This is a genomic window from Treponema putidum (assembly GCF_000755145.1).
In the GTDB taxonomy this organism is placed as follows: Bacteria; Spirochaetota; Spirochaetia; order Treponematales; family Treponemataceae; genus Treponema_B; species Treponema_B putidum.
Genome location: NZ_CP009228.1, coordinates 2,264,794 through 2,280,207 on the forward strand (window position 1 = coordinate 2,264,794; position 15,414 = coordinate 2,280,207).

The 15,414-nt window shown below is 36.5% G+C and carries 15 protein-coding genes, 1 tRNA gene and 3 pseudogenes; 17 read left to right on the plus strand and 2 right to left on the minus strand.

Annotation, left to right across the window (positions count from 1 at the left end; all coding sequences use genetic code 11):
- Positions 1 to 44: 44 nt before the first annotated feature.
- From JO40_RS14825 to tkt, 3 genes are all read left to right on the plus strand, one after another.
- Positions 45 to 422 (plus strand): hypothetical protein, encoded by a 378-nt coding sequence (locus JO40_RS14825; protein WP_245608854.1) that lies wholly within the window; start codon positions 45 to 47, stop codon positions 420 to 422.
- Positions 419 to 1,513, plus strand: a complete 1,095-nt coding sequence (locus JO40_RS10400) for a hypothetical protein (RefSeq protein ID WP_245608855.1) — start codon at positions 419 to 421, stop codon at positions 1,511 to 1,513. The genes JO40_RS14825 and JO40_RS10400 overlap by 4 nt, the downstream gene beginning before the upstream one ends.
- A gap of 63 nt (positions 1,514 to 1,576) precedes the next feature.
- A complete protein-coding gene (tkt, locus tag JO40_RS10405; protein ID WP_044979280.1) occupies positions 1,577 to 3,604 on the plus strand; it encodes a transketolase in 2,028 nt (675 codons plus the stop codon).
- A gap of 80 nt (positions 3,605 to 3,684) precedes the next feature.
- Here the strand turns inward: tkt and galE are convergent, their stop codons facing one another.
- Positions 3,685 to 4,704 carry a UDP-glucose 4-epimerase GalE gene (gene galE, locus JO40_RS10410; RefSeq protein WP_044979281.1) on the minus strand — a complete coding sequence of 340 codons (1,020 nt, stop codon included), beginning with the start codon at positions 4,702 to 4,704 and terminating at the stop codon, positions 3,685 to 3,687.
- 266 nt (positions 4,705 to 4,970) lie between these two features.
- Positions 4,971 to 5,356 (minus strand): annotated as a pseudogene (locus JO40_RS15265) (desulfoferrodoxin family protein).
- A gap of 124 nt (positions 5,357 to 5,480) precedes the next feature.
- Between JO40_RS15265 and JO40_RS10420 the strand changes: the two are divergent.
- The 14 genes and pseudogenes from JO40_RS10420 (at position 5,481) to hprK (ending at position 15,402) form a co-directional block, all read left to right on the plus strand.
- Positions 5,481 to 5,554 (plus strand) — tRNA-Val (locus JO40_RS10420).
- A gap of 49 nt (positions 5,555 to 5,603) precedes the next feature.
- A pseudogene (locus JO40_RS15360) lies at positions 5,604 to 5,996 on the plus strand (RHS repeat domain-containing protein); the annotation flags it as partial.
- Positions 5,997 to 6,222: 226 nt separating this feature from the next.
- A complete protein-coding gene (locus tag JO40_RS10430; protein ID WP_044979283.1) occupies positions 6,223 to 6,513 on the plus strand; it encodes a hypothetical protein in 291 nt (96 codons plus the stop codon).
- 4 nt (positions 6,514 to 6,517) lie between these two features.
- Positions 6,518 to 6,748: pseudogene (locus JO40_RS10435) on the plus strand (RHS repeat domain-containing protein); the annotation flags it as partial.
- Between the two features lie 211 nt (positions 6,749 to 6,959).
- Positions 6,960 to 7,574, plus strand: coding sequence for a hypothetical protein (locus tag JO40_RS10440; RefSeq protein ID WP_044979286.1), 615 nt, complete (start codon positions 6,960 to 6,962; stop codon positions 7,572 to 7,574).
- 38 nt (positions 7,575 to 7,612) lie between these two features.
- The gene (locus tag JO40_RS10445; protein ID WP_044979287.1) at positions 7,613 to 7,957 is read left to right on the plus strand and encodes a hypothetical protein; all 345 of its coding nucleotides are present in this window, start codon (positions 7,613 to 7,615) and stop codon (positions 7,955 to 7,957) included.
- Complete coding sequence (locus tag JO40_RS10450; RefSeq protein WP_044979289.1) at positions 7,958 to 8,332, plus strand: hypothetical protein; 375 nt, start codon at positions 7,958 to 7,960, stop codon at positions 8,330 to 8,332.
- A 222-nt stretch (positions 8,333 to 8,554) separates the two neighbouring features.
- Positions 8,555 to 10,240 (plus strand): DNA repair protein RecN, encoded by a 1,686-nt coding sequence (gene recN, locus JO40_RS10455; protein ID WP_044979290.1) that lies wholly within the window; start codon positions 8,555 to 8,557, stop codon positions 10,238 to 10,240.
- Positions 10,241 to 10,254: 14 nt separating this feature from the next.
- Positions 10,255 to 11,064 carry a hypothetical protein gene (locus JO40_RS10460; protein WP_044979291.1) on the plus strand — a complete coding sequence of 270 codons (810 nt, stop codon included), beginning with the start codon at positions 10,255 to 10,257 and terminating at the stop codon, positions 11,062 to 11,064.
- Positions 11,061 to 12,257 (plus strand): HD domain-containing protein, encoded by a 1,197-nt coding sequence (locus tag JO40_RS10465; protein WP_044979292.1) that lies wholly within the window; start codon positions 11,061 to 11,063, stop codon positions 12,255 to 12,257. Before JO40_RS10460 ends, JO40_RS10465 begins: the two co-directional genes overlap by 4 nt.
- 97 nt (positions 12,258 to 12,354) lie before the next feature.
- On the plus strand, positions 12,355 to 12,891 hold the full coding sequence (locus JO40_RS10470; protein WP_044979293.1) for a cyclic nucleotide-binding domain-containing protein: 537 nt from the start codon (positions 12,355 to 12,357) through the stop codon (positions 12,889 to 12,891).
- Positions 12,892 to 12,918: 27 nt separating this feature from the next.
- Positions 12,919 to 13,812: a M23 family metallopeptidase gene (locus tag JO40_RS10475; RefSeq protein WP_044979294.1), complete on the plus strand. Its 894-nt coding sequence runs from the start codon at positions 12,919 to 12,921 to the stop codon at positions 13,810 to 13,812.
- Positions 13,813 to 13,944: 132 nt separating this feature from the next.
- Positions 13,945 to 14,235: an HPF/RaiA family ribosome-associated protein gene (locus JO40_RS10480; protein WP_002671537.1), complete on the plus strand. Its 291-nt coding sequence runs from the start codon at positions 13,945 to 13,947 to the stop codon at positions 14,233 to 14,235.
- Positions 14,236 to 14,412: 177 nt separating this feature from the next.
- Complete coding sequence (gene hprK, locus JO40_RS10485) at positions 14,413 to 15,402, plus strand: HPr(Ser) kinase/phosphatase (protein WP_044979295.1); 990 nt, start codon at positions 14,413 to 14,415, stop codon at positions 15,400 to 15,402.
- The last annotated feature ends 12 nt before the right edge of the window (positions 15,403 to 15,414 follow it).

Consider the following 15,414-nt stretch of genomic DNA (forward strand, 5'->3'; position numbering starts at 1 on the left):
TTCGATCTTGAAAAAAAAAGATTAATATGCTAAAATATGGAGTTATGTTTGACCGGCTAGAAACTTTATTACCTGAAATTAACCTATTTTTGCAAAATGGCGGGGAAGCTTTTACTTTGCAAGAACTTAAAAATTCTATCGGTCTAAAAAAAGTAGATGATGAACTTTTAGGCACTTTTTTGATTTCCACTTCGCTGGCCTATTTTTTTCCTGATCCTGATTTTGAAAGCGGTATATGGATTAGTAGACATGGATTTTTTACCGGCAAGGAATTTCCCATTCAAATTTCAAATACTGAAAGCAAAATGAAAATTTTTATTCCCGGTTCACGGTTTTTACCTTTTTTACCGGCAAATAAGTTTGCTCATGAGGTAAAACTTTTTTATGAAGGAAAAGAAATTCCAAAAAAAAGGTGTATTTGAGTTTTGAAAGGATTTCTTCGTTTTATTTTTTATACGCTGAAAATGATATTTCCAATGTCTTATGTGAAGATTATAAAAAAAATATAGATATATTTTCCCGTATGAACAATAACTTTAATTCTGAATCCAGTTTTGCCATAAGTGCTTGGGATTTTTCGGCGGTCTTTGATGAGTTTAGTTTTGATTATCCTATGCGTTTTTTTGTACGTATCAAGGATTGGTCCAATGCAGAGTTTGAAATTTTAAAAAAGAAATCTGAAATTAAAGAAGATGATATTTTAGACTGGTTTAAACTATTTGAAACGGCTGTCCGTGCTTCCTTAAAAATTCTTCCTATGGATTCCGGTACTCAAGAAATTATGTCCTTTGCCTACTTTTTAGGTGATGATGTTCTTTTTAATAAAAATGCGGCTCCAATGGAGTTGTTTTTTGAAAAGAAAGATGTTTTCGGCATTGTGCCTTATGGAATTGAAGAAAAGTTTTATGTCTTGGATGAACCTATAAAAAATCCTGAAATTTGGTTTGATTATCCTCTTGCTGAAAATGAAACGGATAATTTTTTTGCATCAATAAACAGGCCTGTGACGGCAGCTGTTATAAAGTGTTTTACTTTAGATTTTCTATCTTCACATTATATGGAACGTTTTGATGATGAGACAAAGCTTCGTTTTATGGATGAAACTTTGTCTTTATTCATTCCAAAATTTATGCCTGATTATAAAAGTATATCTTCAATGTGCAAAAAATATTTGGAAGCCTATTACGATACTGAAGTTAAATACTATAATCCTTTTAAAGACGTCGGTTCAACAGACTTGTGTTCGGATTTGGTGGGCTTTTATAAAAATCTCATCATATTTTTTAACGAGATTGCAGAGCGTAGATTGAAAACTTCCGACTTTGACGGACAGTCCCCGTTGATGATCTACCAAATTTTTGAAAAAATATTTCAATGGAGTGAATTAGTCTCTTCTATGTCTTCGGAAGATTCTAAGTTTATGGAGGTCATATCTATGTCTCTTGATAATTTATCCTATGTATATACTGATGTGAAGGTCGAAATCAGAAATAAGATGACGGCTCTCACTTAAAAATAATTGTGATTTCTAAAAACGCAAGATTTTAGAAATCTTTTAATAACCTTGGAGGTTTTTATGAAAAACGAGCTTGAAGCTATTGCTCTTTCAATCAGAAGTCTTTCGATGGACGCAATCGAAAAAGCCAATTCAGGGCATCCTGGACTCCCTTTGGGTGCTGCCGAATTGGGAGCTGCCTTGTATGCTAAAATTTTAAAGCACAATCCTAAAAATCCCGATTGGAAAGACAGAGACCGTTTTGTGCTTTCTGCAGGTCATGGTTCGATGCTTTTGTATTCTGCCTTACATATTTCAGGCTACGATGTTTCAATCGACGATATAAAAAGTTTTAGGCAGCTCGGCTCCAAATGCCCGGGACATCCGGAATATGGGTATACTCCCGGAGTGGAAACTACCACAGGCCCCTTGGGACAGGGTATTTCTACAGCCGTAGGCATGGCTATTGCCGAAAAAATGCTTGCTTCCCGCTTTAACACAGCCGAGCATAAAATAGTCGACCACTACACTTACGCCCTTGTAGGGGAGGGCTGTTTAATGGAAGGCGTTTCATCCGAAAGCTCCAGTTTGGCAGGCCATCTAAAATTAGGAAAACTCATCGTTTATTATGATGAAAATAGGATTACGATTGACGGGTCTGCAGACTTAACTTTTACAGAAAACATTGAAGAAAGGTACAAGGCCTACGGCTGGCAGGTATTGCGCTGCTCGATGTACTCCTTTGAAGATATAGAGTACCTGACTCTTGTGGCAAAAAAAGATGAAAGGCCGACCCTTATAATATTAAAGTCCGTTATAGGGCAGGGAGCTCCGACGGTTGCAGGCAAAAACAAGGCACACGGCGCACCCTTAGGAAAAGACGGCATTGCCGAAGCTAAAAAAAATCTCTGCCTTGAAGGGAAGGGCGATTTTTATGTTGCAGAAGAAGCCTATGCTTTCTTTAAAAAGAGAAATGAAGAACTCGCTCTTGCCGAAGCCGAATGGAATAAAACCTTTGAGGCCTGGTCAAAGGCCAACCCCGAAAAAAGAAAAGAATGGGATGCCTCATTCTGCGAGGGCGGCGTATCCGAAGAAATTGTAAAATCGGTAAAGCTCCCCGAATTCAAAAAAGATGAGGCTATTGCAACCCGTGCCGCCTCAAAAAAAGCCTTAAACGAGTTTGCGAAGGCTCTTCCCAATCTTGTAGGAGGTTCTGCCGACTTGGAAGGCCCCAATGCAGTAGGCTTGGAAGGAATTTCAGCCTTTTCTCATAATAATCCTTCGGGAAGATACATTTATTTCGGTATAAGAGAATTCGCAATGGGGACTATCACAAACGGGATTCAGCTTCACGGAGGTTTTAGGGCATTTTGTGCCACCTTTTTAGTCTTTGCCGATTATTTACGCCCTGCTCTCCGCCTTGCAGCCTTGATGAAGATTCCTTCAATTTATGTTTTTACCCATGATTCAATCTTTGTAGGAGAGGACGGCCCCACTCATCAGCCCATAGAACTTTTAGCCTCATTGCGGGCTATTCCCAATGTGCTTGTTTTACGCCCCGCCGACGGCGAAGAAGCAGGGGAAGCATGGAGACAGGCTCTTTTACACAAGGACGGTCCCGTCTGCTTAATCTTGAGCCGCCAAAATTTGCCCATCTTGGAAAAGTCAGACCTTTTTTGGAGGGAATCGATTAAAAACGGTGCCTATATTGTAAAAGACGTAGAGGCTTCGGCCTCCGGCTGTACGGTAGGCAAGCCGGACAGGACTCCTGACGTAACGGTCTTGGCTACGGGTTCTGAGGTAAGTATGGCAGTAAAGGCTGCAAGTCTTGTAAAAGATAAAAAAGTCAGAGTTGTTTCCGTTATATCGAAAGAAAGATTTGAAACTTCTCCTAAGGATTTTAAACATTCGGTTTTAGGCGGATGTAAAAAGCATATTCGTGTTATTACGGCCGAAGCGGGAATCTCCCAAGGCTGGGAAGGCTGGACGGGCTGCAAGTGCGATAATTTTTCGATTGATAGATTCGGCACATCGGCCCCCGGCGGTAAAGTTGCAGAATACCTAGGCTTTACAGCAGAAAACTTGGCAAAGCTGATTGAAAAGGGCTAAAGGAAGCCTTAGCATCTGCACGCTATCGGTTCCTAACCGGCTTTTTTGATTTTAAAAGCCGGCAAAGCCGGCTTTGCTTATTACACAAAGCCTTCGGGGTGTTTTTTATACCATGCCCAGCCGTCTTTGCACATTTCTTCAAGGTTGTATTTTGCCTTCCAGTTAAGCTCTTTATTGGCCTTGTCCGGATTTGCGCAGGATCGCGGAACATCTCCTGCACGGCGGGCAGCCGTTTTTACCGGAATATCAATACCGGAAGCCTTTTTAAAAGCATTTACTATATCTAAAACCGAATAACCGATTCCTGTTCCGAGGTTATAGACATCGAAGCCCTTAAAGCCGGACGCTATTTTCTCTAAGGCGGCAGTATGTCCCGATGCAAGATCCAAAATATGGATATAGTCGCGGATACAGGTTCCGTCAGGGGTGTCATAATCGTTTCCGAATAGGTTTAGATGAGGCAGCTTTCCTAAAGCTACTTGAGCGATATAGGGAAAAAGGTTGTTGGGAATACCGGAAGGCAGTTCTCCTATATCGGCACTTTTATGGGCGCCTATGGGATTAAAATACCGCAGTGCAATAATGCTTAAATCTTTATCTGAAAAGGCAGTATCTTTTAAAATTTCTTCGGATATAAGTTTGGTTCTTCCGTAAGGATTTGCAGCAGAAATAGGAGAATTTTCAGATATGGGTACAACTTTTGCATCACCGTATACTGTAGCCGAAGAGCTGAATATAAAATTTTTCACATTGTACTCTTTCATGGCTAATAAAAGATTAACAAGCCCTGAAATATTGTTTTCATAGTATTTTAAGGGCTTTTCTACAGATTCTCCTACAGCCTTATAAGCGGCCAGATGAATTACCGCATCGACAGAGGTATCCTTAAAAAAGTTAAAGAGCTTTTCCTTGTCCTTTATATCTATTTGTACAAGTTCCAGCTTTTTAGAGCATATTTTTTCCAATACGGGAATTATTTTAGGTGAAGAATTAGAAAAATTATCCAAAATAATAGGCTCATAGCCTTTTTCGCATAAATCTGCAACGATGTGGGAACCTATAAATCCGGCTCCTCCTGTAACCAATACTCTTTTAATCAAAATTAACCTCAACAAATTAAACTTACACACTCAAACAAAAATAAGGCCTTCTAAAAATTTTCTTATAAATTCATCAACCGCAGACTTTATTAAAAGTCGAGGATCGATGAATTTCCGCCGTTTCGAGAAAACGAGAAACGGCATGTTATAAGCGATGTTTCGGCAACTCATAGGCAAGAGCCGAAACTCGCCGTGTTTTTAAGCGGTACCATTTGTGCCGCTTAAAATAAACCTTTACTTTTAGAAGGCCTGCCAAAAACTAAACCTTATTTACCTGACCAAACGCCGTGAAGATTACAGAATTCGTAAGCTTCAATAACTTTATCATCCGAAGTTAAGGAAAATTCAACCTCAGGAGCACCTGTAACAGGCAGCTCTTTAAATTGAATACCTTTTTGCGTTTTAAGGCATACCCAAGCTATATGATGCTCTTCAGTCATAGGATGGGCAACAGAACCGACTTTTACTTTTACAGTGTTTCCGTTTACTTCAATTACAGGAACGTGTTTTTCTTTAGCAGCATCAACACTTCCGATTTTAACGGGTGAAAGTTCTTCTCCGCAGCATGAAACCTTGGAATCAGGGCAGCAATTAATCCCGATAATAGTTCCTTTTTTTCTTTACATAAAAAAAAGCTTATTTCTTTGTTCATTAGTTATACTCCTTAAAATTTTTGAATTTACAGAATAAAATCCGCAACACATATAGTATAACAAAAAAAGGACTTGACGTAAAGTCAAAAATAATATATTATCTGACTATCTTAATGAATTTAAGGGCAATTAGCTCAGTTGGTTAGAGTACAAGCATGACACGCTTGGGGTCACTGGTTCGATTCCAGTATTGCCCATTTTTGTAAGTGTATATCCGGTATAGACTTATATGTTTTTAACCTCATCAGTGACCACCTCGTCAGTGCACAGTTCGTAACCGACTGGAAAGGCAAACAATATGAACACATAGAATACACACCCTACGGCGAACTCTGGACTTACAAGTCAAAAACTGCTATGCTGTTTTTGACGACGTATAATAAATTCCTTGCACAGCAGCCCGCAGGGCTGATTGAAGAAGTCGCTGCGGGATTGGATAAATTACCGTTCCGCTTTACTGGGAAAGAATTAGATGAGGAGACGGGACTTTATTACTATGGAGCACGGTATTTGGATCCGAAGTATAGTAGGTGGCTGAGCGGGGATCCGGCATTGGGTGAGTATATACCTTCTACTGCTATATCGAATGGAGTTAACAATATGATCAATAATACCGACGTTCCTTTATTGGAAGGACTCGGTGAGAATATTAAAACAAATGGAGCTGCAGGTGCTATATCTGGATTTATACAACCTCCATTAAAATTTACAGAGAAACAAGTAAAACAAATGGTGACTGTTCCTGATGGATATTTATATAAACACTCAGTGGGGCGTGAATTAATGAAAGATTTCATAAATACTGCTAGAGATGAGATTATTGCTGGAGAAATTCAACATTTGATGAAAGAATGATTGAAACATAATGAGAAAAAAACTTGATGATATTATTTTTGAATTTCATGATAAAATAAATTCGATAGTGGTGCTTGCATATCTTATATTTTTTGCTTTATTTTTGTATGAAAAGAATCTAATGAGATTTTTTATTGGTTGTATTATAAAGATGTTAAAAATTGATATACCGTTAAAATCAAAAGCTACATTTGCGGTATGCTGTTTTGCTGTTTTACTTCTTATTGTTATAGAGATATTAGTTGCTATTATAGCATTGTGTAGATATTTTATTAAAAATAGGGGAAAGAATGCAATTTAAAACTTCTGAAAGAAATTTACTGACTAAATCGAGCGATCGGAACTACACGGTACACTACCGCTACGGCGATGACGGACAGCGTGCACTTAAATACACCGATGAAGGCCGAAGCGAAACCTTATACTTTAATAATTTCTTTACGATACACATACCCACACAAGACCAAAACAATCCGCAAGGCTTACGGGTACACAAACACATATTCGTAGGTAACAGCCGCTTCGTAACCGCTATGATGAATATGGGGAAAATGAATCATTTATAAATTCTATTATTGGAGCAATTCATGGGATGCGTGGATATTCATTTATAACTAACAAAGCTGGTTTTTACTGGTCTCATGGTATTAATAGACAAGAACCATTTAATAAATTAATGACCATTAATGGATGTGATTTTTTTAATTTAACAAAGTCAGGTTGGAATTTAAATAAGAGGTATTGGCCATGAAAAAATCGATATGTATATGTTTATTTTTAATGACTATCCATTTATTTACAGATGCGGAAGAAAAATTTGTGGATAAACAAGTATTTCTTTTTCAAACAATGGGTGATTTTAGTGCGGTTGTATATATTACTCATAATATTGATAATTATTATGAAAAGAAATATCAATTTGAAGTTATTAATTTAAAAACTAATAAGAAATATTCGACGCCTTGGCATACAAGTCTTCCTCCGCCGTCTTTTGAGTGGATATCGGATAAATGGTGCCAATATGATTTCGGCAGTTCAATGGGGCCTGATCGAAGAACCTATTTTTTTTCGGTAGACAAGGAAAAGCTTTCACAGGAATTTTTTTTGGTTGCTTTTGCCGATGTAGAAAATGAACTTGTATTAACTGCCGATACCTTAATAGAATTATATTCGATATTTGGAAATAAAAAGATTAGAATTCCTGAACCGGAAGATATGTATAAAACCATCTGCAAATATTTTGTTATCGGTAATAATTCCTTTATTAAAGGAGATTTTTTGTACTTGGAATATTATACGGAAGAAGGAAAATTGAAGGCAACAACCATAAAAAAAATATCGATTGAAAAATTATTGCAGTAACTTTTAATTATATAGAAGTATAATACTTTGGAGAGTGGATGAAAAACAACTATAGTAATATACATCCCAACTATCTCTTATTTCGGACAGCGATTGAAAGGATTTCTTTTAATGCTAGTTTGACAGGAACAGAGTCTAATGTAAGTATAGGCATTGGTATAAATTTTGATATGGAATCAAATGAAATTTCAGGTATTAATGCAGGAATAATTGGAGGAGGTGTCAATTTTATAAGCTTTGCAAAATTCAAAATTATTAAAGACGGAGAGAAAAGTCGTAGCTCAGAACAACTAAAAGAAATTATTGATCCTATTAAAAATATAGATACAATTCCTGATGATATCAAACAAGAAATATTAAAAACGATTAAGGAGACGATATAAATGGTTGGTTCAAAAAAATATATTTATATGTTGCTTATTTATTTATCAATTACTTATATTTATTTAATTATTTATGCAATAATAAATAAATATAAAATGAATGATATGCTATTTATGTTACGCATATATTCATGGATGCTGTTGATACATTTTGGAATGCTTATTTGCGGTAAAAAAACTTTGTTTAATTATATAAAAAATACTTTTGGGCTTCAAATTTTTATGCTTGTTTTAGGGTTTATATATTTATTTGTATATTTATTTATTATTTTTAATACAGAAAGATTTAATAGACAGGCATGGAGCTTTATCGGTTTAGGAATAGTTTCAGCTGCTTTTTGTACATTTTTTTATTTACGGATAATAGATAAGTGATAAGTTATGGATAGATAATATCGATAAAATAAAACTGTTTTTAACAGAGGGCATAAATAAACATCACAATGTCCGATTAAGGGGGTGTTCTTCTGTTTCAAAACGTATAAGACGATTGAATCAATTTTCAAAAGAAAAAAATAAAAAGTGAGGAAATGCGCCTACTTGAAATTTACTGCGTTTTATTCTATACTTAGAAACGTTTAAATTTAAGGAAAGTAAATGCTTGAAAATATATCGGTAAAAAACATAGCTTTAATAGACAGCCTCTTTGTAGAATTTGAAAACGGCTTAAATGTTTTAAGCGGAGAAACAGGTGCCGGAAAATCGATATTGATAGGCTCTTTAACTCTCCTTCTTGGAGGAAAAACATCTACCGACCTTATACGATCAGGTACGGATGAAGCAGCCGTATCGGGAAGTTTTTTTATAGGAAATGAACACAGCGAGGCCTTAAAATGGCTTGGCGAGCATGGAATTGAACCCGAAAACAGCCGCATTCTAATCCGCCGCAATTTAAAACAAAACGGCCGATCCAATGCATGGATACAGAGCACACCTGTAACAAGGAACGAACTTGAAGAGTTTACCTCCCTTTTAGTGGACATACACGGCCAACACGACCATCAATCTCTTTTTAGAATTGCAGAACACCGCCGTTTTTTGGATAGCTTTGCAGGAATAAACAACGAAGTGAAAATGTTTACCTCTCTTTATGCCGAACTTGCCGAAAAAAGAACAGAGCTTGAAAACTTAAACCTTTCCGAAAAAGAACTTGCCGAAAAACAAGAACTTTTGCAGTTTGCCATCGATGAAATAACAAAAGCAAAATTAAAAAAAGATGAAAAAGAAGAACTTGAAGCTGAAGAAAAAAGATTAAACCAATTTGAAAAACTTTTTGAAGCCTTAAACACAGCCTCGCAGCTCTTTTCAGGCGAATCGGGCATCATCAGTCTTACAAAAAAAGCTATGCACAATCTTGAATCCGCCAAAAATTGCGATGAAGAGCTTGAAGACCTTTCAAAAAGGCTTGAAACAGGCTATTACGAATTGGACGATATAAGCTCCTCGATAGATTCTTATCTTTCAAAGCTGACCTTTAATCCTGAGAGGGTTGAACAAGTACAGGAAAGACTTTCTTTAATATATAAATTAACAAAAAAATATGGGGCAACAATACACGATGTCTTAAACTATGCCCAAAATGCTGAAGAACAGATTGAAAGTCTTTCCAAACGGGAGGCTGGAAAATCGGAGCTCGAACAGAAAATAGGAATTTTGCAGTCAAAGCTCTTAAAACTGGGAAGGAATCTATCCGAAAAACGAAAAGCCGCTTCCTCTCAACTTCAAAAGGATGTTGAAGAAGTTCTTTCCAATTTAGGCATGCCCAAAACAAAATTTCAAGTGCGGGTGGAAACTCGGCTCCCTGAAGGGAATAGGCTCTCTGCAAATCCTTACGGTTTTGACGATATTGAATTTATGATAAGTCCCAATGCAGGAGAACCCTTGCGCCCCCTTGCAAGAATTGCATCAGGGGGAGAACTTTCGCGCGTTATGCTTGCCTTAAAAACGGTACTGGCGGAAGGAGATGAAGCGGACACCTTAATATTTGATGAAATCGATACGGGCATCGGCGGAGAAGTTGCGGTAAATGTGGCATCCCATATGAAAAAGTTGTCTAAAAAAAAGCAAATTCTTTGTATTACACACCTTGCGGTAATAGCTTCTCATGCCGATAATCATATTAAGATAGAAAAAAATACGATGGGGCAGACTACCAAAACCTCGGCAGCAACTGTTTCAGGCAAGGCAAGGCTTGAAGAAATAGCCAGAATGCTTGCCGGAGATGAACTAAGTGAAACTTCGCTCAAACATGCCGAAGAACTTCTTGTAAAATATGCCCGGTAAAATAGGAGCTCATTGTGGAAGGAGAAAAAAGCGGAAACAGAGAACTTTATACAAAACGGGTTCACGAATATGATCAGGTGATAAACCAAATTTTAAAACATGAAGAAAATATTCTTTCCCTTATAAAAAAAGACACCTTTGGAGCTGCATATAAAAGAATGGTACTTGCAGACGATATGATTTATTTAGCCACCTTGTACCTAGCTAAATTCAGGCTATCAGTAGCCCTTCTCGGCGGAAAAAATGAAAATATTTTAAATGAAGCCCGAAAAACCCTATATAAACCCATAATCTATCTTGAAGAAATTGTAACGGATTTAATCGATGCCCCTTTTTCGGAATATGAAGAAAACGTCGCTCAAATCTCCAAGATAACAGAAAAGCAAAGGCATTATCTTATACGAAAGCTGGGACTTGTAATAAATTTGGTAATTGATGCCTACGGAGAAAATACCAAATGGCGATGGTCGTTTACCGACATTGAATCCCGCTTTGCTGTTGTGGCAAAAAACATAATGGATTTAAAAGAAATAAGTAAAACCGGCTTAAACCCTCATGCTGAAGATTATGATACGGTAATTTATCATCTTCGATTAGTAAAAAAACTATTTACAAAGGCGGCCGATAAATACAGGGAAAAATATGAGATTGTTACAAACAACATAAGCGACTTCCGCAATGCAATTCTTTTTTTAGAAGGCCTAAGAAGGGTGCACATGGTTTTAAACGAACACCGGGAGGCTGAAGAAGTTAAACGAAAAATTGATATCTGGAAAGACAAAATGGAAAAAGATTTAAAACAAAAGGATAAACCTAAAAAATGATTTTTACGACAAAAACCGTTTTAAAATTATTTGAGGCTTTCTCGATTCAACGTTGGAACGATCTTATCCGCCCGTTTGAAATAGTCGAAATGGATAAAACGGCCGAAAAAACCTTTTTAGCCTATATAATCGGAAAATATGAACAAAAAAAAGGGAAAAAAATAGATTGGGATAAGATAATTGACGGCTCCGTTTTTGATATTTTAAGAAAAATAGCTCTTTGCGACATCAAAGCTCCGGTTCAAAGAAGAATCAGAAAAGAATATCCTGAAGAATATAAAAAAATTAATGAATGGATTTTTGAAAAATATAATACTCTTTTTCCCGATGGAGAATTTAAAGCTAAATTTCATTCATATCTTTTCGATGAACCGGATAAAGAAGATATTACGTGGAAAATTCAAAGGGCTGCTCATAAATATTCTACAATAAGAGAATTTGAAATGCTTAAACCCGTAAATGAGGCCTTTCGTTTAACCGAAATTGACGGCTACCTAAAGGAAGAAATCTGTGAATTTATGGATTTAACCGGCATTCAGCTCTTACTTACCAACCAAAATCCTCATAAACTTATAACCGAAATAGAAAAACTGAGATTTCAAATCCGCTGGAATCAGACCCCTAGAATACCTGCGACAACAGTATTGGGTCATTCCTTTTACGTAGCAGCCTTAACCCTTTTTATGTGCTACGATTTAAACATAAAAGAAGACAGAAGATACAACAACTTTTTTTCCGCCCTTTTTCACGACTTACCCGAAGCTGTTACACGGGACATTATTTCGCCCGTAAAGCAGGCTACTGATCACCTGCCTGCTGTCGTAAAAGAGATTGAAGAGCGTATAGTAAAGGACGAGCTTTTACCGTTGATGGACGAATCTTTTATAGATGAGGTTATGTATTACATATCCGACGAATTTGAAAACAGAGTTATTGTAGACAAAAAGGTTAAAATTGTAAATTTTGAAGACCTATCTAAAAAATATGCCGATAAAGAATTTAAGGCAACGGATGGGCGCTTAGTAAGGGTTGCAGATCAAATTGCAGCCTTTGTCGAAGCCGAAAGCTCGATAAAATACGGGATTACCTCCAAGCATTTGGAAGAAGGCCGTAAAAACATACTGGGAGCTTATCCGGTAGGAACAAAAATAAATAATTTAAGCACGGATGTGTTTTTTAACGCATACCGTTAATAACTTTTTATTTTATGCAGTTTGTAAACAAACTGAGTGAAAAAACTTTTTTCGCAAATTTATATTTGCTGCAAAAAGTTTTTATAGGGGAGTGGATATGAATAAGGTAGAAATGAATAGGGATATTTTTTTCCAAGAAGTAAAACAAACCGCTATTTTTTCATGTATTGAAGATGAGGATTTAATGCAGATAATAGATTTTTCCGAAATTATTTCCTATGAATGCGGAGAAAATATAATCACAGAAGGAACCGAAAATAACGGTTTTTTTGTTTTATTAAGCGGAAAATTAGAAATCGTAAAAAACGGAAAATGGGGAGATGTAAAAATAGGTATTTTACAAAACAATGCGAGTTTCGGTGAAACATCCCTCTTTAAAGACCAGCCTGCAACAGCTACCGTAAACGCCTTAGATCCGTCAACCATTTTACTTATATCTAAGGAACAATTTACTGCATATATAAATGCTCATCCTAAGGCCGGAAATGTTATTTTAACCTATATAGTTTTTAGTTTATTACAAAAACTTAATACTACAAATGAAGAGAGGGTTCAAGAAAAAAACCTTGAATTTTCTCCTGAAGATTTGGCCTTTATGGTCGATATGTTTAACCCTCAAAATACGGAATCCTGAAAACTTAAGTTTAATTAAAGAGGCTAAATGTATAAAAAAAACATCTTAAGACTTATATTTTTTATCTTTTTCTTATTTTCAGGCTTTGCAGAAGATATTGTGCATACAATCGAAAAAGGAGATACTTTGTATGCTCTAAGCAAAAAATATAACACGCCTATAGATTCTATTCTCAAAAAAAATAATTTAACAGATCCTTCAAAAATAAAGGTAGGACAAAAAATAATAATTCCTGTAGAAGATTCCGCCAAAACTAATGCCAAGACCAATTCGGAAGAAATTACCCACGTCATCCAAAAAGGGGATACCCTATATGCCTTGGCAAAAAAATTCGGTGTCAAATTCTCAGATATTCTTAAACTAAACGGAATTAACGAAAAAACACCTTTAAAAATAGGTCAAATTTTAAAAATTCCTCAAGGTAAATCCCAAAGCTCGACTAAAGAACAGAAGAACCATTCAGCCCAAGCAGATAAGCAAGAGAAAACCTCAGTTACAAAGGTAGAATCCGATAAGGAAACTCAAGCTGTAAAACCCAGTACTTCAGCAAAACAAGCAGATTCCAAGCTCCTTTGGCCTGTCCCTGCCTCAAAGGTTGCTTATCTTTCAGGAAAAATCACCGGAGTCGTTATAGACTCGGTAAAGGGACAAGCCGTAAAAGCCGTCAGCTCAGGGAAGGTTGTATCGACTGGACCTCACCGAGGTTTCGGCCAAGTCGTATTTGTTCAATCTAAGACAAAACACATCTATGTTTACGGCGGAATGGAGAAAGTTATCGTAAAAAAAGGCGACACAATCGCCGTAGGCCAAAAATTGGGAGAGCTGGGAGTAGAATTGCTTACCGGTAAGGCAAGGCTTTACTTTATGGTCTACGATAAAAATAAGCCCATCGATCCTGCAAAGGCTCCACGAGGCCTTTAGCTTTTACTGGCAATCTTTTTTTCTTTTTTTCGCTCAATTTCATTTTTTTATCATTTATTTTGAATTTTATGCTCGACTTTTAGGTAAAAGTGTAGTATGCTATAGGTACAATGAAATTGTGTGGAGGAAATTATGAACATTAACATTCAAGCAGTAAAATTTACGATGGACGAGGATCAGAAGAAATATCTTGATCAAAAGTTTAAAAGAATTGAATATGCGGATAATCTTATTACCGATATTCAGTGCTTTATCAAACTGGATAAAAAGTTTATCTACGACACAACAATTAACTTTAGGTGGGGGGGCACGGCTCATGTTTCAACCGAAAACTATGAGTTTGAGGCCGGCGTCAATAAAATGATGGATATTGCCGACCAAAAGGTAAAAAAAGAAAAGGACAAGGTTCAAGAAAAAAAATAAAATTTAGAGAACCTCTAAAAACCTCAGTTTTTAGAGGTTTACCTTAGATTTAATTTATCACTATAGGGGAAGTATCACAATATTTCCCCTTATTTTTTTCTTAAAATACGTTCATGTGAATCAAAAATTACATCCGGTGAGGTTTACAAACATCTCTTAAATGTGTATAGTAGGAACATGGCTAACATAAGCTTTTCAGTGCTTAATCTTTTAGAATTAGACCTCAAAAAACATGACTCCCTTGAACTGACCTGCGTATCGGGAAGGATGGGACTTTCCAATAAAATTATTGAGCCTAATATAAACCGTCCGGGCCTTGCTCTTTCCGGCTTTTTTGATTCGTTTGCAAATGAAAGAGTACAGCTTTTTGGACGGGGTGAATATGCCTATCTTGCCACTCTTACGGAAAAAAATGACTTATCCACAATCGAAAAAATGTTTTCTTTTAAAATTCCGTGCTGTTTATTTTCAAACGATTTAAAACCTCCAAAAGAATTTTTAGAAATAAGCGATAAACATAATTGCCCTATTTTAACATCAACTCTTTCTTCCAACGAATTAGCCTTACGCCTCTTAAGAATCCTATCGAATACCTTTGCCCCTAAAATTTCTTTGCATGGAGTTTTAGTTGAAGTTTTCGGCTTAGGCATTTTAATAATGGGAAATTCCGGTGTTGGAAAAAGCGAAACTGCCCTTGAACTTATAGAAAGAGGCCACCGTCTGGTAGCCGATGATTTGGTAGAAATTTCCTGCATAAATGGGAACACCCTTGTAGGCCGGGGAGCAAATAAGATTATCGGACACCACATGGAAATAAGAGGTTTAGGTATTATAAATATACGGCAACTTTACGGTATAGGGGCAATAAGAGAAGTAAAGCAGATTCAGCTGGTCGCAAAACTTGAAGAATGGGATGCCGAAAAGGTTTATGACAGGCTGGGAACGGAGGAACTTACAACCGAAATTCTTGATGTTAAAATTCCTCTGTTGGAAATACCTGTTAAGCCCGGAAGGAATGTGCCGATTATTTTGGAAACGGCAGCTAAAAATGAAAGATTAAAGAGTATGGGGTATTTTTCTGCAAGAGAATTCAGCAGAAATGTGCTTAGATGGATTGAAACCGATTCTGCAAGAGCTCCCTACTATACTGATGATGATACATATTAAGAGGATTAACCT

Excerpts from the sequence above, each read along its gene's own strand:
- JO40_RS14825 (WP_245608854.1), top strand. The coding sequence starts at position 45 with ATGTTTGACCGGCTAGAAACTTTATTACCTGAAATTAACCTATTTTTG.
- tkt (WP_044979280.1), top strand. The coding sequence starts at position 1,577 with ATGAAAAACGAGCTTGAAGCTATTGCTCTTTCAATCAGAAGTCTTTCG.
- JO40_RS10430 (WP_044979283.1), top strand. The coding sequence starts at position 6,223 with ATGAGAAAAAAACTTGATGATATTATTTTTGAATTTCATGATAAAATA.
- JO40_RS10440 (WP_044979286.1), top strand. The coding sequence starts at position 6,960 with ATGAAAAAATCGATATGTATATGTTTATTTTTAATGACTATCCATTTA.
- JO40_RS10445 (WP_044979287.1), top strand. The coding sequence starts at position 7,613 with ATGAAAAACAACTATAGTAATATACATCCCAACTATCTCTTATTTCGG.
- JO40_RS10450 (WP_044979289.1), top strand. The coding sequence starts at position 7,958 with ATGGTTGGTTCAAAAAAATATATTTATATGTTGCTTATTTATTTATCA.
- recN (WP_044979290.1), top strand. The coding sequence starts at position 8,555 with ATGCTTGAAAATATATCGGTAAAAAACATAGCTTTAATAGACAGCCTC.
- JO40_RS10465 (WP_044979292.1), top strand. The coding sequence starts at position 11,061 with ATGATTTTTACGACAAAAACCGTTTTAAAATTATTTGAGGCTTTCTCG.
- JO40_RS10470 (WP_044979293.1), top strand. The coding sequence starts at position 12,355 with ATGAATAAGGTAGAAATGAATAGGGATATTTTTTTCCAAGAAGTAAAA.
- JO40_RS10475 (WP_044979294.1), top strand. The coding sequence starts at position 12,919 with ATGTATAAAAAAAACATCTTAAGACTTATATTTTTTATCTTTTTCTTA.
- JO40_RS10480 (WP_002671537.1), top strand. The coding sequence starts at position 13,945 with ATGAACATTAACATTCAAGCAGTAAAATTTACGATGGACGAGGATCAG.
- hprK (WP_044979295.1), top strand. The coding sequence starts at position 14,413 with ATGGCTAACATAAGCTTTTCAGTGCTTAATCTTTTAGAATTAGACCTC.